The sequence below is a fragment of the Parabacteroides sp. AM58-2XD genome, from assembly GCF_003463685.1.
In the GTDB taxonomy this organism is placed as follows: Bacteria; Bacteroidota; Bacteroidia; order Bacteroidales; family Tannerellaceae; genus Parabacteroides; species Parabacteroides segnis.
Genome location: NZ_QSDP01000113.1, coordinates 1 through 21,131 on the forward strand (window position 1 = coordinate 1; position 21,131 = coordinate 21,131).

Here is a 21,131-nt window from a genome sequence, read left to right on the forward strand (position 1 = left end):
CCACATTTCTCCTAGATAGAAACCTGTAAGAAATGGGACTAAAGTCCAATGAGATAACCCCTTGACTAATCCGTCAGCTGAAGCAGACGGCAAATAAACCTGTAACAAGGCTTGTTTTATTGACTGGCTTTAACACACCCCCTACCCCCTCTCAAGAGGGGAGCCAGTTACAACCAGTCAATAAACAGATGATTCAATTTTTTCTATAATTGCCACTATCCTTTTAAACCTCTCTGATAAAATACTTCGCCAGGAATTCCCAATTCCCATGAATGATATCTTTTCCGCGTTCGGGGCTGAGCAGGCTCTTGGTTTGGGCATCGGCGAGCATGCCGCGTTCTTCGAGGGCTTTTAGCAGGTCTTTGCTGCAATGTTTGACGATGAAGAAAGATAATCCCTGGTCGGAAGCCTTTTTCTCGTTGTAGAACGGGTTTTGTTCGTCTTTGATGAATTCGATGCCGTCTACCAGTAATTGGAGGCCTTCACGGGGAGAAGCATATACGGCAAACTCGTTGAATTCAATGCAATCGGCCAGCGGAGTATATTCGCTTTCCTCCAGTTTCAGTTGTTTGGTGGCGAAGTCGATGAATTCCTGCTTGCTCTTCATATAGAATAATAACTTGCCGTCCGCAATTTCTGTGAATTTATCGTAGACTGCCTTGTTGCTCTCTTCGCGTTCCTTGATGGCGGGGTCGACAAAGGATTCTGCTTTTTCCGCTTTATCGGCGAAGGCGGCATAGTCCGGATGCGTTTCCGGCATGATAAGCGAGAGCCATTTCGGTGACGTGTAGGCCAGGAGAGGCGTCCGGCTGATATGAGCCAGCGAGTCGTAGATAACCATGACGGCCTGTGTGTTCTGCCGTTCGTTCGGGTTCTGGCGCCAGTATTCCTTTACCGTTTCGCTCAGGTCGACGTTAGAGTCGGTCAGCAGGTAAGAATTATAGTGGAACCAGTGGAGCAGTTCGGCCTGTTTTTCCGGGTCCTCGTATGATGTTTCCGGGGCGAAAAGAGCCTGCATCTTTGTGTTTTCGGGAGCGGTAGTCCATTCCTTGCAAAACAGTTGGTAGATGAGGCGGGCCGTCTCTTCGTTGGCTGGGTTATCGGGGTTGACGAAAGTGCCTTTCTTGGCGCCGTGGTATTGCTGGGTGTAATGCCAGAGCAGGAAACGGACGTCTTCGTAGTTTGCCTCGTCGTCGTAATAATGGTCGCTGACGGTATAGAAAGGGAGATAGTTGCTTGTCTGTTTCTTATATTCCGTGATGAATGCACGCCATATGTTCAGGCCGGATATCACGTCCTCGAAATAAGCCGCCATACGCATGCTGATCTGGATGACATCTTCCTTTTCGAACGAGTTCGCCAGGTCGGTCTGTTCCATCATTTCATGTATCTGATTGGCAATACGGGTATAATAAAGGTCGGTCGGACCTGATTGTTTATAGGGATGCAGTTGCAGCCAGTCTTTCGGATAGATTTTAGTGTTCTTCATATATTGTTTATCTGTTTAGAATAATGAAGATGCAAATGTAGTAAAATAAGTTTACATGTAGATTGTTGTATTATTTTTCTGTCTGGTCTAAAAGTTTCTGGTCTGTACCCTGTATCCGGAATGTAACCATCTTGTCATACAATGTGACAAAATCTAAATAACCCTGAAATATCCTCTCTTTACTTTTGCTCTCGAATAATTCAAAGATGTAACAAGTATTAAAGAATGAGTACTGTAAAAGTTAGGACGATAAAGAAACTGCTGGGCCTGTTGGTTGGCTGTTTTCTCTCATGGGCGGCCGGGGCGCAGACCGGAGTGATTTGCGGGACGGTGACCGACGCCAAATTCAAAGAAGCGCTGATCGGTGCGACTGTAACGATCGAAGGAACCTCTGTCGGCGCGATTGCTGACGTGGACGGTAATTTCCGTATCGAGAACATAAAGCCGGGTGTATATAATGTGGTAGCTTCCTATGTCTCTTATAATTCACAAACGATCAAAGAGGTCAAAGTCGTCGCCCGTCAGGAGGCGGTGTTGCGTATCGAGCTTTCGGATGCCGACCTCAGTTGCAGAATGTGGTGGTCGTTGCCCAACGTAAACTGGGAACAGAGGCGGCTGTTATCAATACGGTACGGAAAAGTCTGCCGGTCGTGAGCGGTATTTCCTCCCAGCAGATCAGTAAGACGCAGGACAGCGATGCAGCCGAGGTATCTCGCCGCATCCCCGGTATCACGATTGTGGACGACCGGTTTATCGTGGTGCGCGGCCTGGCGCAGCGTTATAACAATGTCTGGCTGAACAATGCCACGACGCCTTCGAGCGAGACGGACAGCCGGGCTTTCTCTTTTGATGTGCTGCCTTCTTCGCTGATCGATAATATGATGGTTTATAAAAGTCCGTCGGCCGAGGTTCCTGCCGATTTTTCAGGTGGCTTCGTGCAGGTGATGACGAAGAATATCCCGGAGGGAATACCTTTGCAGTTTCTTATCAAATGGGTTTTAATACGAATGCGACCTTCCGTGACTTCCGGCTGACAGAAGGAAGCTGGAAAGATTATTTCGGATTCGGAGCCGCTGCCCGGAGCCTGCCTGCTTCTTTTCCTGCCCATCTGGGAGAGCATTCGACAGAAGAGGCGGCCGCTTTCACCCGGCAGATCAACCAGCGCTGGGGGATCAATACATTCAAGGCCATTCCCGACCAGAAGATCTCGCTTACCTCTCACCGCACCTTCGACATCGGCGACTGGAAAATCGGAAATATCACCAACGTGAACTGGAGTACGGAATATGACTATTCGGAAACGGTGAACAACAACTATATCACCTATGATGTGGCGAACGACGTCTCCCGTCCCCGTTTCGAATACAATGACATTCGCTACCGGAATACTTCCAAGCTGGGTGCCCTCTTCAACTGGTCGTTCATGAAGGGTGGCAATAAGTACGAATTTCGTAACTTCTTCAGCCAACGCGGTGTTTCCGCCCTGACGCAACGGGAGGGGACCAACTACTATTCCGATAAGGATATCCGCAAATGGGAATCGCTTTATACCGGACGTACGACCTATTCCGGCCAGTTGAGCGGTACGCATACCTTGCGGGAGAATATCGACAAGGTAGACTGGACGGCCGGCTATGCCTTCGCCTCTTACCGGGAGCCCGACCGCAAGATCGTAAACTCTATCCTGGATGAGAATAAGAAGGAGCAGCCGAACTATTATGTATCCGATCCGATGCGTTACTATCAGGACCTGAAAGATCACAGTGCATCGCTGGCGGCAAATTACGAACATAAGTTCGCAGTGTCTGATATGTTTGCTCCCGTATTCAACGGTGGTATCTACGGAGAATATAAAGACCGTACGTTCGATGCTCGTCGCTTTGGTTACAACCTGCTGGGTACGGGCTATGACCGTTATGCCGATTGGGATTATACCGGGATATTCTCGGACGATAACATCTCTGCCGACCGTATCTGGATGCGCGAGGTAACGAAGAATAACGATTCTTATACTTCGAACAGTAAATTGGGTGCCGCCTACGTTTCGGCAAAGTTGAACTATGGCGAGAAGCTGAATGCCGTGGTCGGGGTTCGCATGGAATATTACAACCTGGTGATGGACGGGTATTCTTCCGACGGTACCGAGCCGGTACATCTGGATAACGATGCGACCGATTTCTTCCCTTCGGTCAATGTCTCTTATAATCTGACGGAGAAACATTTGATACGCGCGGCTTACGGACGGTCCGTCAACCGGCCGGAGTTCCGGGAGGTAGTGCCTTACGTTTACTTCAATCTGGAGCGCGATGCCAATATCGTAGGTAACGTCGACCTGAAGAACGCCTATGCCGACAATCTGGATGTACGGTACGAGTTTTATCCGGCCACCGGCGAGATGATTACGCTGGGCGGGTTCTACAAACGTTTCAAAGACCCGATCGAAGAGACATACAACGAAGCCGGATCGGGCCTGCAATATACCTATCATAATGCGAAGAACGCCGATGCTTTCGGTGTGGAGCTGGATATCCGGAAAAACCTCGACTTTATCGGGTTAAGAGGACTGAGCCTGGTTTGCAATGCCGCTTATATCTATAGCCGGGTACGTTTCGAGGATGGTGCTCCCGAGCGCGACCGTCCGCTGGCCGGACAATCTCCTTACCTGGTGAACACCGGATTGTTCTATCAGCATGACGACAAGGGAATCTCTGCCTCACTGCTTTACAACCGGATCGGGAAGCGTATCGAGTCGGTCGGTGTCCCGATGCAGAATGAAAGTGAAGATATTCCCGATATATACGAGATGCCCCGCAACTCGCTGGACCTGACATTCTCGAAGAAGATCGGCAAGTTCGTGGAGATCAAGGCGGGTGTACAGGACCTGCTTAATTCGAAAGTGGAATACAAACAATTTGTGAAGCTGACGGATGAAAACGGGGGGAAGCGCGAACGTGAACAGCTGATCCGCAGCTATCGTCCGGGAGTGGATATCAATGTGGGTGTTTCCTTAAAGTTCTAATGATTAATTGACTATAATTCTTATTACAAACAAAATGTTTTTATTATGAACAGATTTCTATTAAAAGGTTTGGCCTCTGTGTTTGCACTGGCCGTGATGTTTGGAACTGTATCTTGTAGTGATGATGACGAAAAAGAGGGTACTATAGCCGTTTCTGCTGTTGCTGTAAATCCTACGACAGCCGCAGTTAAACCGGGTGCGACAGTCACATTGTCTGCCACTGTCACTCCGGAGGATGCGACAGATAAAACAATTACATGGAGTTCTTCCGATGAAAAGGTGGCTACCGTGGATGGCGGTAAGGTAACCGGTGTGGCCGAAGGTACTGTGACTATTACTGCAACGACGAAGAGTGGAGATAAGACGGCAACTTGCACCGTAACCGTATCTGAAGATGCGCCGGAGGTGCTAGAAGATACGCTGGAAGGCAATATCACTGCCGATCGTACTATCTCTGCTGCCAACAAGAACTTCCTGAAAGGTTTCGTTTATGTCAAGAGCGGCGCTACGTTGACTATCGAGGCAGGTTCCGTTATCAAAGGTATTTCCGTTGCTCCGGGTGAGAGAGCGGCTTCCCTGATTATCGAGCCGGGTGCCAAGATCATCGCTGAAGGTACGGTAGACAAACCGATCGTCTTTACTTCCGACAAGGAACCGGGCAAACGTGTAACCGGTGACTGGGGTGGTTTGATTATTTGTGGTAATGCCCGCGTAAACCGTACGAACCAGCCGACTATTGAAGGAGGCCCCGGCACACACTATGGCAATACGACTTCTGATGAATTTAACGGCGAAAGTTCCGGTAAGCTGAAATATGTACGTATCGAATTTGCCGGTTATCCATTGGAGCCGGATAAGGAAATCAACGGTTTGACATTCGGAGGCGTAGGTAGCGGTACGGAAGTGGAATTTGTTCAGGTATCTTATTCGAATGATGATTCTTATGAATGGTTCGGTGGTACGGTGAATGCGAAACACCTGATTGCTTATAAGGGGTGGGATGATGATTTCGATACAGACTTCGGTTATACAGGTAAACTACAGTTCCTGTTGAGCGTACGTGATAAAGATATTGCCGATACTTCCGATTCCAATGGTTTTGAGTCTGATAATGACGGTGACGGTTCTACCAATACGCCGTTTACCAAGCCGGTATTCTCTAATGTAACCCTGATCGGCCCGTTCTATGGTAAGGTATTTGATATGACACAGGCGGAAGTGGAAGCCAAGACTGCCGATGCAGCCAACGGAGCCAAGGGCGGAAAATACCAGGCTGCCATGCACCTGCGTCGTAATTCAAGCCTGAATGTATATAACTCAGTCTTTACGGGATGGCCTTATGGTCTGCGTGCAACAGACAAGAAAGGGCAGGCTAACGATGGTATCGTTATCGAAAATGTGATCTTTGCCGGTATGTGGAAGAACTTCTACGAAGACGAAAAGGTGAGCGAGAACTTCTTCAACCGTGCCGGTAATAATACGGTTCTGGAAAATACCCGGCAGATCATTGCGAAAGACGGTGACTATTCTTCTGTCGTAGCGGATGCAGTGAAAGGTGCTGACTTTTCTAAATTGGCCGATAGCTTCTTTGAAAAGGTAACTTACAAAGGTGCTTTCGACGGAACAAACGACTGGACGGAAGGTTGGACAAACTGGGATCCGCAGAATACTGTATATTGATTCTGTTTCTTACTCAAGTTTTTGAATAATGGTTCGGGGCCCGGGAGATGGTTACATGTTCCGGCGCCCTTTGCCTTTTTATATTATAGGATATATATAAGAATCTACAATAGCGACAATAAATGAATAGGAAATTATTATTGGCATCTGCATTAATCGCCGGAAGTTCTCTGGCTATACAGGCGCAGGACCTGGTTCTCAGCGAGGGACAGTATTATACGGATGAAACACAGACAGCTCCGTACACCGGCCGTTATACCGAATTCTACGATGACGGCATGTTGAAGATGGAGCTTTACCTCAAAGACGGGCGCCCCGAAGGTACCTATGTGATCTATTATCCGGATGGAAAAATAGCCGAGGTCCGCTCTTATTATCATGGCATCTTTCATGGAGAGTGGCGTACTTACAACGAAGCCGGACAACTGATTGGCCTGGCCACTTATAAAGATGGCGAGAAAGATGGTCCCTGGCGTATCTGGAACGATAAAGGCATCATGCGCTTTGAAATGTTCTATACCCGCGGCAAGAAAAGCGGCATTTGGCGGACATGGAATGATGAAGGTGTTTTGTTGACGGAAGAGAAACACAGTTAGAAAGAATTGAACTTACTTTTCCCTTGATGGAAAAGTAGGCAAAAGATCAAGGCTGCACCTGCTTCGCTACTGCGCATCCTACGTTCGCTGTCGTCTGTGAACTCGCTTCGCTCAAACAGCACAGCCTCCGGACGCTCTCTGCGGATGCTTCGTTTAACGCTCATCAGCTGAGGCCTTTCATAGAACGCTTTGCGTTCTTTTGGGATTGCCGATACTACCTGTTAAATCCGAAAGTTTTTGTTCTATAAGTATCGGTTTCGGCCATCCTAAGAGGAAGCTGTGCTTCCTGTGAAAGGCCTAAGCGGGTGAACGTCCGGGTAGGTGAAAGACGGAACGGTAAAGAAAATCCGTTGTTTGAGCGTAGCGAGTTTCGGATTTTCGAGTGGAGTCTTTCACCGAAGCAGTGAAGCCGGTTGAGCCTTGAACTTTGGTTACTTTTCTTTCAAGAGAAAAGTAATATTCAAATCTGATAATAACTGAACATTATTCATCATCACCTTCCGATCCGAAATCGAATTCAAAGTCGAACCCATCTCCGGCCATGCCCGGATCGGTGAACTGTTCCAGTTCGCGGCGATCTTTCTTGGTGGGACGGCCCAGACCGCGTGCACGGTCTACGAAACCGGAGATACGGTTCATTTCAAGAATTTCGTATTGATCCGGAGTCGTTACATTTTCCATATAATCGGGAACCAGTTTGGCCCCCATGCGGCGTTCCGTTAATGCCAGCACCTTAAAGGAAAAGGTGATAGGCGGTTTACGGACCTGTATAACATCACCGACCTTTATCATACGCGATGCTTTTACATTTACGCCTCCGATCATCACCCGGTTCTTCTTGCAGGCTTCGACTGCGATGGTCCGGGATTTGAAGATGCGGACTGCCCACATCCATTTATCTATTCGTACTTCGTTCATACTTATTTGTTATTAAACTGGTTCATGGTGATCTGTACACCTGCCAGACAAAAACTCTTGATAATCTCTACCGCGCGTTTCAGCTTTTCGGGCATCAATTCCAACTCTTCGGAAGGAAATTTCCCCAGCACATAGTCGATCTGTCCGCCACGGGGAAAGTCGTTTCCTATGCCGAACCGTAAACGGCAATATTCCTGTGTGCCCAGGAGTTGCTGTATATTCTTCAGTCCGTTATGCCCGGCATCGCTGCCTTTAGGTTTCAGACGTAGAGTGCCGAAAGGCAATGCCAGGTCATCTACTATCACTAACAGATTTTCCACGGGAATGTTTTCTTTCTGCAGCCAGTAACGGACAGCGTTTCCGCTCAGATTCATAAAAGTGTTCGGTTTGAGCAGGATCAGTTCACAGTTCTTTACCCGCATCCGTGAAACCGCCCCGTAACGTTCTTCCGTGAACGGTGCTCCGGCATCTTCGGCCAATGCGTTTACGACACGAAAACCGATATTGTGACGTGTTCCCCAATATTCAGGGCCTATATTGCCAAGTCCGGTTATCAGATATTTCATTGTTATTCTATTTTTACAAGGATACGTTCGGGCGTATCCGTAAATTGTATAATATAAGAAAGGGAAGAACATTCTCCTGAACATTCCTCCCTCACGTTATTTGGTATTCTCTTTATCAGATTACTTACCAGCAGTAGCCTGAGCACCACGAGCGGCACGAGTCAACTGAACAGCGCAAACAACAGCGTTCTTTGCATTCATCAGTTCCAGACCTTCGAAGTGTAAAGCACCCACCTGCATAGATTTACCTAAACCCAGGTGATCAACGTTGATAGTCAGTTTTTCAGGGATCTGAGTGTAGATAGCTTTTACTCTCAGTTTTCTCATACGCAATGTCAGCTTACCACCGGCTTTAACACCTTCGGCGTGACCTTCCAATACAACAGGAACTTCCATTGCTACCGGTTTGCTGTCTGATACTTCCATGAAGTCCATGTGCATGATAGCGTCGGTTACCGGCTGGAACTGGATATCTTTAACGATAGCCATTGTCTTTTTGCCGTCGATGTTCAGTTCTACAGCGAAAATTTCCGGAGTATAAACCAGCTTGCGTACACCTTCAACATTTACTGTGAAGTGAGTTACTTTTTCACCACCGTATAATACAGCAGGGATTTCCTGATTTTTACGCATAGCTTTCAAAGCTCTTTTCTGATCGGCTGAAGTAGCTGCTACTTCTCTGCCTTTTCCTTCTAATTGAAATGTTTTCATTTTCTTAATTTTTGTGTTACTCAAAATTAGTTTTTATGCTTCCTAATTTCCCATCACACGTACGGGGGTTAAAAGCGGTGCAAAGGTAATTTTTTTATTCATACGTTCCAACTGTCTCCGGGATATTTTTTCTGTTCAGCAGGTTACGGGAGAGAAGCAGGGCTTCCGTATCGTCCCAAAGTCGGCGTTGCAGAGGGTGGTGGAGTATGCGTTCCGGGAGCTTTTTCTCTTTGCAGTTGGCGTAGCAGCCTCCGCTTTTACCGTCTACTTCCGGCGATTGCGCCAGGTAGATGGCAGTAGCAGCTCCCTGTGCCGCTGTTTTGATGAACGGGCGGAACAGGATGTCTGTCAGCGGGTCGAACCAGGCATGCATCGTGATCATATTGGTACTGACAATTCCCGGGTCGGCAGCATTGACGGTGATACCTTTTTCTTTTACTCTTTCCGCCAACTCGCGTGTAAAGAGTAAAAGGGCCAGTTTCGTATTTCCATATACCGGTATCCGTGAGAAGCGTCCGTTTTTCCCTTTGCTGAAAAAGTCGGATTCTATCCGTCCGATGGCATATGTGCACGATACGGTATTAACGATACGGCTTCCCCGCTGCATCAGGGGAAGAAGCAGGCGGGTAAGGAGGTAAGGACCTACGTAATTAACACTTACGATCGTTTCTAGGCCGTCCGCTGTCTGGCGGATATTTGTTGTCAGGACTCCTGCGTTGTTCATGAGCCGGCTGACGGGGCGCCCCTCTGCTAATAGTTTATCGGCAAATGAGCGTACCGAAGCCAATGAGGATAAGTCTATCTGTCGTATTTCGATCTGCCCGTTCCCGCTTTCTTTTTTGATCTTATCGCAGACAGTACGGGCTTTATCCGGTTCTTTACAGGCCATGATGATCTGAAAGCCTTCTTTTGCGAGTGCCAGCGTTATTTCCCGGCCCATTCCGCCGTCTGCACCGGTGATAATGGCTATTCCTTTTTCCATTATTTATATTCCAGTTCTTCTATTTCTTTGATAATACTTTTCGGTAGATTCTGCATATGTTTGTGGCAGGCCATTTCAAGCGAATACATACGGGCGATGCAGTAGTTGCTGTGTCCGCAGTCGCAGCGTGCCTGTTCGTTCTCTTTCATATGGTTGACGAAAGCCGGATCGTTTAGCAGGGCGCGTGCCATACTGACGAATTCGAAGCCATGACCGAGTACTTCGTCGATCTTTTCGCGGGAGATGAGTCCACCCACATAAACAAGGGGCATTTTCAGGGTAGCACGGAATTTCAGCGCGTCTTCGAGAAAATAAGCCTCCTTGAACGGTTCGGTCGGTATCATCATGCGGCCAGCCATCCTGACCCCTATAGGCAACCATCCGAAAGGCATATAATGGGTCATCGTGCGGATAGGCATAGCTCCGCGCATCACGTACATGGGGGCACGGCTGACAAATCCGCCACTGAGGATGAGTGCATGTACTCCGCATTCGTCTTGCAATGTGCGTGCAACTTCCAGTGTTTCATCCAGTTCCATCCCTCCTTTAAAACCGTCGCGCATATTCATTTTAACCAGGACTGCCATATCCGAACCGGCTGCTTTCATAACCTCTTCCATGCACATTTTCATGAAACGCATGCGGTTTTCGAGGCTTCCGCCATACTCGTCTTTCCGGTGGTTGGTGTAAGGGGAAAGGAACTGGCTGATCAGGTAACCGTGTCCGGCATGTACTTCTACGGCATCCATTCCGGCTTCGCGTGCCAGGTGGACAGCCTGTCCGAAGGCTTTCGACATGGCCATGATCTCGGATTGTTTCATCCCCCTGACAAAAGTGGGCGAGTAAAGGTTGAATCCGGTTGAAGCGGATATCGGTGTGCATCCGCAAATATTTTTATGGGACATATTCCCGCAATGTCCGATCTGTATGGAGGCTGCTGCTCCTTCTTTATGGATGGCATCCGTTATCTTTTTGATGCCGGGAATGATTTCCGGTCGAAGCCACAGCTGGCGCTCGAAGGAAAGTCCGCTTTGTGTGACGGCTGCATAAGCAAGGGTTGTCATACCTATACCTCCGGCAGCAACGGAGGTATGGTAGTTGTAAAGCATTTCCGACGGGGCGTTGCCGGGGCACATGCTTTCGAATGCTGCCGCCCGTATCGTACGGTTCCTGAGTGTTAGCGGGCCGATAGTGGCCGGAGTAAATAGTACAGATTCTTTGTTCATAATGTTTAGTCTGTTTTCAATGATCTGTTCGTTGTATAGTTATATAATCAGTATGCAAAGATAATCAGTAAATGAATGGGATGATCCGTTTCCGGCTGCCGACTTCTTTCCCGAACATGGCTTTATATTTATGCCAGATCGTATTGGCACGGGGAACGAGGTTGGCGAATGTCCACCAGGCAAACAGGGCGCCGCTGGCACTCCAGGTCAGGATGGCGAAACCACACCATTCTACCAGTTCGCCGAAATAGTTGGCGGAAGTAACGTAGTTGAACATACCTCCTTTGGGCAGATAATGGTTGGTGTCGCCCGGCTTGCGGAGATGGCGGACGATGTAATCCGATTGCCAGTTGATCCACATGCCGGCAAAGAACAGGATTGTTCCGGTGATGAACTGCGGTGTAGTCAGCCATTGGATAGAATACATATTTTCGGGGGAGAGGTAGAATATCCACATTCCTTGTATATAACCATTCAGCAGGTTGAATACGATTCCCATCGTCATAATACCGGCGGGCATCTTGCTTTTTCCTTTGATAAGCAGTGGAAAGATGAAGGCCCGTTGGAAATAATGCAGTTCAAAGAACAGGAAAAAGAGTAGGGGGACTGTTTCGAATTGCCGTTCCGATCCTGCCCACAGGACGAGCATTACGATGAAGACCGGGGCTTCCATACATACCCAGGCTATTTTGTTGGGGATAGGCACGCCCCATTTTTTGTTGAATAACATGCCGTAGCCGGCTTCTACGAAATAAAGGGTAACAAAAACAATGGCGGCGATGACCGCCATTATGATAAGTAATATTGAAAAATCTTCCTGTGTCATTTCTTTTTAATATACTATGCCTCTTTGTGTGAGGCTTTATAGAGGTCGTATCTGTCGAATACGCCTGTTTTAATTCCTCAAAAGTGCAATCCAACGCACGGCTGGAAATACAAATAGGTGATCCGTAGTATTGAAGCCGCAGTTCCAGTGAACGCTTCTTACTACGTGTGGGCTCCCTGTCAATATATTCGTTCGGGTTCCTGACCTTCAGTACGATATATTTACGTTTCAGGTTGCTAATATCGTCCATTATTTTGATACTATCAACATCTTTCCATAAAATTGTTCCGATCCGGTTACCGGTAGATATGTCGTTAATTCCTTCTTCAGATATATAGATGGCTTTGAAACTTTCCCGGGTCAGAAAGGAATAACTGATGAAACAGAAGAAAGTGGTGAGCAACGCGAATACTCCGATAGCGATGAAAACAAAACGGCCTTCACCGTATTGGAGTCCGTCGGCCGCGTACAAGGCTCCGGTACCGATCAGGGCAGAGAGGACTGTAGTCAGAAACAGTCCTCTCTTTTTATGCCTGCTCAATTTGAATGTGGTTACAGAAGGTGTTTCCATACCTTATCAAATTGATTTCTCGATATTCCATACGAATGCACGTAACCCCTGAGCTTCCGTCTGTAAATCCATCTTATGCAGCAGGTCTAGGAAAGGGTCTACCTTTTCGTCCGGGACCATTGCCAGTATGGCAGAGTTGAGGGTAGGCCAGGCGTGGCTCCCGTAATGGGGCTCGCCGTTCTTGCTGCCACGTCCCTGCACTTCTTCCCAGTAGGTGAAACCGCGGATATTATTACGGTCCATGATACTGAGGATCATTTCGTAATAGGCCTGATTGAATGATATGAATATAGCTTTCATTATTCTTTATTTTTAATGTTATATCCGGGAGCGGGTGGTTCCCGGTACTGGGAAGAGATCGTTCCCAATGCTGGGAATACCTTCTTCCTGGTACTGGGAAGTCCCACTTCCCGGTTTGTCTGTTTTATAATTGTTCCAGCTGGTTCAGTTTAGCGATCTTGCGACGGCGGCGTTTCACCCCGTTCCCGGCAAATGTACAATAGACAACCGGCACGATTACCAGCGTGATCAGGGTCGAAACGGCAAGCCCCAGGCAACCGTCATACCCATCGAACGCCACATTTCGGAACCTTCACCTGTACCGACCGCCATCGGGATCATACCCAGCACAGTGGTCAGTGTGGTCATCAATACCGGACGGAGACGGGATTTACCGGCTGTAACAGCTGCTGTCAGGATACTCATTCCACGTTCGCGGCAGAGGATCGTGTAGTCGATCAGTACGATACCGTTCTTTACCACGATACCCATCAACATGATCACACCGATCAATGCCATTACACCCAGCGGCGTTTGTGTGATAGACAATCCCAGGACAACCCCGGTAAAGGCGAACGGGATAGAAAACATAATCACAAACGGGTCGGTCAGCGACTCGAACTGGGCAGCCATCACGATGAATACGAGGATGATGATCAATACCATCAGTATACCCAGATCGGCGAAAGTATCCTGCTGGTCTTCGAAAGTACCACCCAACTGCCAGTTTATTTCAGACGGAATATCCATCTTTTTCAGTTCGGCACGGGTTTGTTCTACCAGGTCACTCAATGCGGCACCCTGGGCAACAACAGCCGAAACGGTAATGATACGTTCGCGGTTCTTACGTTCGATAGTCGGCGGGGTCATACGTTCTACAACTTTACCCACGTCGCGGATACGAACGCCTTGTCCGGCACTGTTGTAGATTATGATATTTTCGATATCTTCTACCGACTGGCGGAATTCCGGGGCATAACGTACCTTTATATCATATTCGTCGCCATCTTCACGATATTTTGAAGCGGTGGAGCCGTTGATACGGTTACGAAGATACGTGGAGGCTGTAGTTACATTCAGGCCGTTCATCGCCAGCTTTTCGCGGTCGAAGTCTACCTGGTATTCCGGGATATAATCTTTACGGCTGACGTTCACCTGCGAGCAACCCTTCAAGGTTTCGAGGCGGCGGGCCAGTTCGGCAGCTACGATGTCGGTCTTTTCGAAGTCGAAACCATAGATTTCCACATCGACGGTCGTTTCGCCACCTGCACCGCCGGAAGAACCACCGGCCAGTACTTTATATTCCTTGATTTCCGAATATTGAGCCAGGTCTTTACGCATCAGGTCGCAAATTTCGATCAATCCGCGTTCGCGGTCTCCCACGCTGCTTAACCCGACATTCATTTCGATGATGTGCGAACCGTTGTCGCTAAGTTGTGCGAAGGTATTGTCGGTATCGGCTTGTCCTTCACTGAAGTTCAATACATCTATTTCCGGGTACTTCTCGCGGAACTGTTTATCGATGCGCAAGGCCAGGTCGCGAGTGATTTCCTGACGGGTACCGATCGGCAGTTCGATCGTGATACCGACGCGGCCGTTGTCCTGTGTCGGGAAAAACTCCGTTTTGACGGTCGGAACCAGCATCATGCTCCTACGAATATCAGTATGGCACCGAAGATGACTGTTTTACGATGGCGTACAGCCCAGCTCAGGAATCGTGCGTAAGCTACATCGAGCGCATTCAATGCTTTCTCGATCGGCGTGAAGAACAGTACGTATAGACGGCCTTTCTTCGGATCGAGGCGCAGCAGCTGCGAACAAAGCATCGGAGTCAGCGTCAAAGCGCCTACTGTCGATACGATCATAATGATACTAACGATCCAACCCAACTGTTTGAACAGGATACCCGCCATACCGGTTACCATCGTCAACGGCAGGAATACGGCCAACATGGTCAGCGTAGAAGCGATTACGGAGATGGCTACCTCGTTGGTCGCATGTACGGCGGCCTGCTTCGGCTTGCTACCCCGCTCGATATGGGTCGTTACGTTTTCTAATACAACGATCGCATCATCCACTACCATACCGATGGCGATAGAAAGCGAACTCAGCGAGATAATATTCAGCGTATTTCCTGAAGCCAGCAGATAAGCGAAGGCGGCTATCAGAGAAATCGGGATTGTCAGGATAATGATGAACGTAGCTCTCCAGCGTCCGAGGAAGATGAATACCACGAACATTACGACAATGAAGGTGATCATGATCGTTTCTTTCAAACTGTCGATCGTGTTCAAAATGTTGGTGGATGTATCCACGATCACACCTAATTTTACGTCAGAAGGCAGGCTGGCCTGTATTTCGGGTAACTTATCGTGTACCTTTTTGGCGATGTTCACCGAGTTGGCGCCCGACTGTTTCTGGATAACGATCATACCACCGCGGCCGCCGTTGTTGAAGGTTTCCTGTGCACGTTCTTCCACGTAGTCTTTTACGTCTGCTACGTCGCGCAGATAAACGTTCCTGCCGTTGCTGCTTCCTACTACGAGGTCGAGCATCTGGCGGGCATCGGTGAATTCACCCTGTACACGCAGTGTGTAGGTATTCGAACCTATATCGATGCTACCGCCCGGGGTATTCCGGTTTTCCTGTGCGATGATATTGGAAATCCCTTCGATTGTCAGGCCATAGGCTTCCAACTTGTAAGGATCGCAATACACCTGTACTTCGCGGACCGGAGCTCCAGAGATGGATACGGCACCTACGCCGCTGATACGGGCCAGCGGGTTGGATACTTTATCATCCAGAATCTTGTAAAGGGCGTTGGTACTTTCCTCTGCTGTCACGGATAGCAACAGGATAGGAATATCGTCGGTACCGAACTTGAAGATGATAGGATTTTCCACATCATCGGGAAGGGACGACTCCACGACGTCCAACTTGTCGCGAACGTCGTTGGTGGCCACGTCTATATCGGTCCCGTATTCGAATTCGAGAGTTACGATAGAGATGTTTTCTCTGGATTGCGAAGTGATATGTTTCAGGTCACTCACACTATTCAGTACGTTCTCCAACGGTTTGGAGACGTTCATTTCAATATCACTGGCACTGGCACCGGGATAGGCCGTCATGACCATGATCATGTTGGTTTCAATCTCCGGGAATAGGTCGACTGATAATCGGGTTAAGGAAAAAAGACCCATGATCACCACAGCCACGAACACGAGGGCGGTGGTCACCGGTTTTTTTACCGCTGTTGCATATAAGCTCATATACTTTTATTTCTTACTTGTCAATTTCAACTTCCATTCCATTAGTCAAACGGTTCTGACCGGTAATTACCACGTGGTCTCCGTTTTCTACGCCAGATACGATTTCGTATTTGTTACCCATACGACGTCCCAATTCTACCTTTTGGTAGGATACTTTTCCGTTTTTGTACACATAGATGTAGCGGTCGCCTGATCCGGATTGTTTAACAATCGCCTGATCCGGAGCAACAACGTGGTTGAGTGTACCGAAGTTCATGGTTGCACGGGCGAACATTCCCGGACGGACGCGCTCATCTGTGTTGACAATCTTGATCTCAACAGGGAAGGTACGGGTTGAAGCGTCGATGGTCGGATAGACCAGACTTACTTTGCCTTTGAATACTTCGTCACCATATACATCGAGTTTGATGTCTACTTCGTTTCCTTTTTTTACATCTGTAAAATAGCTTTCGGATACGTTTACAAATAGTTTGACCGGACGGATTTGTTCAACCGTATAGATCGGTTCCCCACCGCTGTACATATCGCCGCTATCATAATTACGGGCAGTGATAATGCCGCTGATCGGGCTTAACAGCTGTGTGTTCTCCTGTAAGTTTTTATAGCTGGCACGGCTTACATCCAACTGTGTTTTCTGGGCATCCCAGGCCGATTTGGAGGCACCGCCTACTTTATAAAGTTCGTCGATACGGTTGAATTCGATTTCCTGGTTGTCCAGTTGGATCTTTGCCTGTTGTAGGTTTGTTTCGTCCATTTTGACAAGTACCTGACCCTCTTTTACATGATCGCCAACTTCGGCAAACAGCTTCGCAATACGAACCGGCGACTGAGGTGCGATATTATTCTTTATATTGGCCTCTACTGTTGCAGTAAAATCTGCTATCTGGTCTACATCCTGGGAGGATACCTGCTCTATCTTCACTTTTACTTTTTCATCATGGGGATCTGTCGCTGCATCCTTCTTTTCACCCGAACATGACATCAGCAGGGCTAATGTAATAAGTGGGATAACTTTCAGCATTTCACGTGTTTTCATATTGTAAACTGTTTTTATTTTTGTACTCATACTTGTTTCTTAATACGTTTCTTGACCTAAGACTTTTTCCATATCCGATTTAGCGACCATATAATTATAGATGGACTGGTTAAGATTCAATTTCGCCTGTGTCAGCGCCAGTTCTGCATCATTCATTTCAAGCAATGTACCGCCACCGGTGTCGTAACGTTTCTGGGCAATCTTATATCCTCTGTTGGCTTGTTCGACTCCCTTTTGGGCGGCATCAAATTGTTTTACACAGGTTTTCATGTTATCCAGATACTGTTTTACAGCCAATTGCAGATTGCGTTTCGTGTCTTCTCGTTGCAGATCCATCTGGTGGATGGATACTTGCGTCTGTTTGATAGTATGATATTTACTACCTCCGGAGAAGATCGGAATTGAAAGCGATACACCTATGATTGAATAGGGAGTCCAGTTGTAATTCTTAAATTTGAAATCGTTGTTCATGGCATTCCACTGATACATACCTGTTAGTGATAACGTCGGCAGATAATCGAATTTCTGCATGAGCAATGTTTTCTTCAATTGTTGTGCTTGCAGATCGATCTGTTTCAAATCAGAGTTGGCTGTCAGTGTCGTGTCTGTTGCTATATAATCGGCAAAAAGGACCGATTCGAAATCGGCTAATTGCCTGTGCAATCGATCTCCTGCTCCAGGTCCATTCCCATAAGAGCTTTCAGCTGCCACTTGGCCAGTACCAGCGAGTTTTCAGCCTGAAGCATATTCGGTTCGCTGTTCTTGACTGTAACGTCTGCACGGATCAGGTCATATTCGGCCACTGTTCCCTGTTCATACTTCTTCTTAATGTCCAGGTAGTTTTCCATGGCATTATCGTAGCTTTCCTTGAAGACCCGGTAAGAATCGTTTGCCAGTAACACGGCATAGAAGCTCTTCTTTATCTGGTTTACCATAGAGATTTTGGAAGATCGTGCCTGTTCGATAGATAATTCTACATCTAACGCTGAAATGCTGAGGCTTTTCCATAAAGTTGCGTTTACAAGCGGCATGGATGCGTTGAAGCCGGTAGACCAGTTGTTATCACGGCCCACTTCGATACCTTTGCTCATATCGATACTTTCCATACCGGCTGATCCTCCGGTTCCTCCTGTTTCTCCTGAACCTTCACCACTGCCCATATCGAACCGTCCATATACATTACCTGTTTTTTCAATGTCCTGGTGTAGTCAGCTGTAAAACTGACCTGAGGGAACAGAGCAGCATAGGAACCTTTCTGTGCATACTTTTTCTTTTCGATTTCCTTGTCTGCGACTTTCACAGTCGGGTTTTCACTCAGCGCAATCTCCAGTGCTTTTTCCAGGTCGAGCGTCAGGACTTCCTGTGCTTTGACGGTGGAAAAGAATAGAGAAGGTAGCAACATCACAACCATCCACATCCTCTTTTTGCTAATAAATACTCGTTCCATTTAAATAGATTTGATTTGAATATAATTCTGTATTATTCCTTTCTTAACAACATATCGTACGAATGTTTCAAGGCGTAACGCTCTAAAATCACCATACCTTTCTCTGTGCAGATACCCCGGAGAAAAGTAAACAGTACCGTCTGGAATACTTCTGTCACCGAATGGTTTACAAATGCTTTTGACGGTTGGACCATTTTCAGTTGTTCTTTCGCCAGCAAAGCCAATATCTCGATATTCAGGTCTTTCTGGAAAACGCCCTCTTTTCCGCCACGGTTCAGGAGCTTGATACATCTTGTTGTAAAATCGGCTTTGTCTTTTTCTGCCTGTTCTACAGCTTTGGGATAACGTTTCAGATCATCGTAATATCTTTTGATATACCAGCGGGGATGTTTCATGAATTCTTCGTAAAAAAGAACGAAGACGTCGAGAGCCGTATACGGTCCTTTTTCCAGTTCACTAAGTATTTTCCGCATAGTGTTGTTGTGGTACTTTATCGCTTCCTGCAATAGAGTTTCCTTGTCTTCGAAAAATTCATAAACCGTTCGCTTTGAAATACCTGTATTCCGGGCAATATCGTCCATGCTCACACTTTTTATTCCGTATTGTGAGAACATATCCAATGCCGTCGTCATTACTTGTTCCTTTGTCATATATATTTTTTTGAATCATCTATATTATGCTCGGTGACAAAGGTCTGTCTAATTTAGAAAACTCAAAAGGTTTATTCTGTTACAGGATTGGTTTGAAACGAAAGATACCTTTGTAAAATAAAGTCTTTCCGATGAAAAAGTTGTCAGAATTGGTAAAATTTGAAACATATCTCTTGTGGGATTATAAACAATACTTATCTTTGTGGTGACTATAATGATGAGTTAAATATAAAATTATGGAGAATCTCCCTTTAATAAAGTTTGCGGAATTGAATAAGGGTATCATCATCCGTGATAGCTTCCAGGATATTTTTTTGATAGCAGATATTGATGGTCACCGGGAAATAGATGAGGATGTACAGGATCATACGATGCCGATGCGGTTAGATGCATTACTAATGGTTTTGGTGTTGGAAGGGGCTTCGGAAATAGCACTCGACTATGTTCCTTATACCATAGGAGCTAATAGTTTTACTATTATTATGCCGACGCATACGATACAGCTAAACAAGATCAGTGAAGATTTTAAGGGGAAACTGCTGGTCATTTCACGTGAGTTTATTGATGAATGTAATACGGCGAAACGCAGTCCTTCGATGGCTAATTATATGCAACTAAGGAAGAATCCATGTACGACTTTTGAACCTCAGGAAACAGAACTGGTTGATAATTACATAGAATTGTTAAGAAGTAAAATAAAAAACCGGACGCATTTCTTTCAGAAAGAGGTAATGCAGAATGCGTTTGTCGGGTTTCTGTTGGAAATAGCCAATATTTTCATGGGAAAGAAGGATGGTTTGCTGATGCCTGCCCTTTCCCGAAAGGAGGAACTGTTCGAGCAATTCCTTCAATTGTTGTTTGAACATTGCAAAGAGCAACATGTGGTCACATTCTATGCGGAAAAACTGTTTATAACTCCGCAATATTTGTCCTTGATATTAAAGGAACTGACCGGAAAATCTGCTAATAAGTGGATTGACGATGCGTTGATCGTCGAAGCAAAAATCTTGCTGAAAGCCCCGCAGGCAACCGTGCAGCAGGTAGCCGATATGCTGCATTTTTCCGATCAGTCTACATTTGGAAAATTCTTTAAGAAGCATATGGGTATTTCCCCGATGGAATACCGCAAATCCTGATTCTTTTCATCTTTGGCGGAATTTATACCAGTTGATTAATTCTATTATACCATAGAAAATGCTGGCAACGCCAAAGATCACAAATGTATTAGCGGCGGCCCCGAACGGATAGGCAATGATCATGATGCCTGTCAGTAAGATCAGGGCCGGCATTACATAGAAGCCGAACGGTACCATACTCCATTTGCGGGCTGAAACAAGCATCGCTATTTGCTGGACTCCGGCAATTACTAATAAGGCTCCCAGGATATACATTAATATATTAACAAAAATTCCGGCATGATAACAAGCCATGCCCCAAACAAAATGCTTCCGGCTCCGTCTATCGGAAACATGGGGGAGGGTTCCCCTTCTACCTTTTCCCGGGTGAAATAATTCAGTAGAGAAAATATACCAGGTATAATAAAGCAGATACCGATAGCAATAACCAGATAGGTGACAGCTGCTTCCGGCCATAAGACCAGTACAAATCCTAAAATCATGGCAAACGCACTGCGTAAGACTGAGTTGTTGATTCTTTTCATATGGATATTCTTTTGTTTTTCTTTATATATAACAACGAAGATACGTTATTTTCTTTACTATATGGAAAAATCCTGTATTTATAATGCTAAAAATCGGGAGTAAAGGGTTTCGCGCAGTTTGTCCCTTATTCATAAGAGTATCATATATTATGATATTATAATCGCATATATTATAAGAATGTTTTATCATAATATATGAGAGAGTT

14 protein-coding genes and 5 pseudogenes are annotated in these 21,131 nt (G+C 46.7%); 4 read left to right on the plus strand and 15 right to left on the minus strand.

Annotated elements, in window-relative coordinates:
• Window positions 1-223 precede the first annotated feature (223 nt).
• Entirely contained in the window at window positions 224-1,489 is a 1,266-nt protein-coding gene (locus DXA15_RS20915; RefSeq protein WP_128135316.1) for a DUF3843 family protein, read from the minus strand.
• 225 nt (window positions 1,490-1,714) lie between these two features.
• Between DXA15_RS20915 and DXA15_RS20920 the strand changes: the two are divergent.
• The 3 genes and pseudogenes from DXA15_RS20920 (at window position 1,715) to DXA15_RS20930 (ending at window position 6,784) form a co-directional block, all read left to right on the plus strand.
• Window positions 1,715-4,508, plus strand: a pseudogene (locus DXA15_RS20920) (TonB-dependent receptor).
• Window positions 4,509-4,553: 45 nt separating this feature from the next.
• A complete protein-coding gene (locus DXA15_RS20925; RefSeq protein ID WP_128135317.1) occupies window positions 4,554-6,188 on the plus strand; it encodes an Ig-like domain-containing protein in 1,635 nt (544 codons plus the stop codon).
• Window positions 6,189-6,310: 122 nt separating this feature from the next.
• On the plus strand, window positions 6,311-6,784 hold the full coding sequence (locus tag DXA15_RS20930; RefSeq protein WP_128135318.1) for a toxin-antitoxin system YwqK family antitoxin: 474 nt from the start codon (window positions 6,311-6,313) through the stop codon (window positions 6,782-6,784).
• Here DXA15_RS20930 and DXA15_RS25335 read toward each other — a convergent pair.
• From DXA15_RS25335 to DXA15_RS20990, 13 genes and pseudogenes are all read right to left on the minus strand, one after another.
• Entirely contained in the window at window positions 6,781-6,948 is a 168-nt protein-coding gene (locus tag DXA15_RS25335; RefSeq protein ID WP_158579691.1) for a hypothetical protein, read from the minus strand. The two genes, DXA15_RS20930 and DXA15_RS25335, sit on opposite strands and share 4 nt — an antisense overlap.
• 319 nt (window positions 6,949-7,267) lie before the next feature.
• Window positions 7,268-7,702, minus strand: coding sequence for an RNA-binding S4 domain-containing protein (locus DXA15_RS20935; RefSeq protein ID WP_128135319.1), 435 nt, complete (start codon window positions 7,700-7,702; stop codon window positions 7,268-7,270).
• Between the two features lie 2 nt (window positions 7,703-7,704).
• Window positions 7,705-8,268, minus strand: coding sequence for an aminoacyl-tRNA hydrolase (gene pth / locus DXA15_RS20940; RefSeq protein WP_128135320.1), 564 nt, complete (start codon window positions 8,266-8,268; stop codon window positions 7,705-7,707).
• A 120-nt stretch (window positions 8,269-8,388) separates the two neighbouring features.
• Window positions 8,389-8,979 (minus strand): 50S ribosomal protein L25/general stress protein Ctc, encoded by a 591-nt coding sequence (locus DXA15_RS20945; RefSeq protein WP_128135321.1) that lies wholly within the window; start codon window positions 8,977-8,979, stop codon window positions 8,389-8,391.
• 94 nt (window positions 8,980-9,073) lie between these two features.
• The gene (locus tag DXA15_RS20950) at window positions 9,074-9,961 is read right to left on the minus strand and encodes an SDR family oxidoreductase (RefSeq protein ID WP_128135322.1); all 888 of its coding nucleotides are present in this window, start codon (window positions 9,959-9,961) and stop codon (window positions 9,074-9,076) included.
• Window positions 9,961-11,187, minus strand: coding sequence for an NADH:flavin oxidoreductase (locus tag DXA15_RS20955; protein ID WP_128135323.1), 1,227 nt, complete (start codon window positions 11,185-11,187; stop codon window positions 9,961-9,963). Before DXA15_RS20955 ends, DXA15_RS20950 begins: the two co-directional genes overlap by 1 nt.
• A gap of 64 nt (window positions 11,188-11,251) precedes the next feature.
• A complete protein-coding gene (locus DXA15_RS20960) occupies window positions 11,252-12,013 on the minus strand; it encodes a DUF1295 domain-containing protein (protein ID WP_195438584.1) in 762 nt (253 codons plus the stop codon).
• 124 nt (window positions 12,014-12,137) lie between these two features.
• A pseudogene (locus DXA15_RS27800) lies at window positions 12,138-12,584 on the minus strand (STM3941 family protein); the annotation flags it as partial.
• A 6-nt stretch (window positions 12,585-12,590) separates the two neighbouring features.
• Complete coding sequence (locus DXA15_RS20970) at window positions 12,591-12,884, minus strand: PG0541 family transporter-associated protein (RefSeq protein ID WP_007658818.1); 294 nt, start codon at window positions 12,882-12,884, stop codon at window positions 12,591-12,593.
• Between the two features lie 124 nt (window positions 12,885-13,008).
• Window positions 13,009-16,132: pseudogene (locus DXA15_RS20975) on the minus strand (efflux RND transporter permease subunit).
• A gap of 13 nt (window positions 16,133-16,145) precedes the next feature.
• A complete protein-coding gene (locus DXA15_RS20980) occupies window positions 16,146-17,168 on the minus strand; it encodes an efflux RND transporter periplasmic adaptor subunit (RefSeq protein WP_128135324.1) in 1,023 nt (340 codons plus the stop codon).
• 39 nt (window positions 17,169-17,207) lie between these two features.
• Window positions 17,208-18,615 (minus strand): annotated as a pseudogene (locus DXA15_RS20985) (TolC family protein).
• A gap of 32 nt (window positions 18,616-18,647) precedes the next feature.
• Window positions 18,648-19,265, minus strand: coding sequence for a TetR/AcrR family transcriptional regulator (locus DXA15_RS20990; RefSeq protein WP_128135325.1), 618 nt, complete (start codon window positions 19,263-19,265; stop codon window positions 18,648-18,650).
• A 236-nt stretch (window positions 19,266-19,501) separates the two neighbouring features.
• On the opposite strand from DXA15_RS20990, the gene DXA15_RS20995 reads away from it, so the two are divergent.
• Window positions 19,502-20,401 carry an AraC family transcriptional regulator gene (locus DXA15_RS20995; protein ID WP_128135326.1) on the plus strand — a complete coding sequence of 300 codons (900 nt, stop codon included), beginning with the start codon at window positions 19,502-19,504 and terminating at the stop codon, window positions 20,399-20,401.
• 6 nt (window positions 20,402-20,407) lie between these two features.
• On the opposite strand, the pseudogene DXA15_RS21000 reads toward DXA15_RS20995, so the two are convergent.
• A pseudogene (locus tag DXA15_RS21000) lies at window positions 20,408-20,925 on the minus strand (HdeD family acid-resistance protein).
• Between the last annotated feature and the right edge of the window lie 206 nt (window positions 20,926-21,131).

Bases quoted from the DNA above. Each gene is read 5' to 3' on its own strand.
- DXA15_RS20915 (WP_128135316.1), bottom strand. From the start codon at position 1,489: ATGAAGAACACTAAAATCTATCCGAAAGACTGGCTGCAACTGCATCCC.
- DXA15_RS20925 (WP_128135317.1), top strand. From the start codon at position 4,554: ATGAACAGATTTCTATTAAAAGGTTTGGCCTCTGTGTTTGCACTGGCC.
- DXA15_RS20930 (WP_128135318.1), top strand. From the start codon at position 6,311: ATGAATAGGAAATTATTATTGGCATCTGCATTAATCGCCGGAAGTTCT.
- DXA15_RS25335 (WP_158579691.1), bottom strand. From the start codon at position 6,948: ATGAGCGTTAAACGAAGCATCCGCAGAGAGCGTCCGGAGGCTGTGCTG.
- DXA15_RS20935 (WP_128135319.1), bottom strand. From the start codon at position 7,702: ATGAACGAAGTACGAATAGATAAATGGATGTGGGCAGTCCGCATCTTC.
- pth (WP_128135320.1), bottom strand. From the start codon at position 8,268: ATGAAATATCTGATAACCGGACTTGGCAATATAGGCCCTGAATATTGG.
- DXA15_RS20945 (WP_128135321.1), bottom strand. From the start codon at position 8,979: ATGAAAACATTTCAATTAGAAGGAAAAGGCAGAGAAGTAGCAGCTACT.
- DXA15_RS20950 (WP_128135322.1), bottom strand. From the start codon at position 9,961: ATGGAAAAAGGAATAGCCATTATCACCGGTGCAGACGGCGGAATGGGC.
- DXA15_RS20955 (WP_128135323.1), bottom strand. From the start codon at position 11,187: ATGAACAAAGAATCTGTACTATTTACTCCGGCCACTATCGGCCCGCTA.
- DXA15_RS20960 (WP_195438584.1), bottom strand. From the start codon at position 12,013: ATGACACAGGAAGATTTTTCAATATTACTTATCATAATGGCGGTCATC.
- DXA15_RS20970 (WP_007658818.1), bottom strand. From the start codon at position 12,884: ATGAAAGCTATATTCATATCATTCAATCAGGCCTATTACGAAATGATC.
- DXA15_RS20980 (WP_128135324.1), bottom strand. From the start codon at position 17,168: ATGAAAACACGTGAAATGCTGAAAGTTATCCCACTTATTACATTAGCC.
- DXA15_RS20990 (WP_128135325.1), bottom strand. From the start codon at position 19,265: ATGACAAAGGAACAAGTAATGACGACGGCATTGGATATGTTCTCACAA.
- DXA15_RS20995 (WP_128135326.1), top strand. From the start codon at position 19,502: ATGGAGAATCTCCCTTTAATAAAGTTTGCGGAATTGAATAAGGGTATC.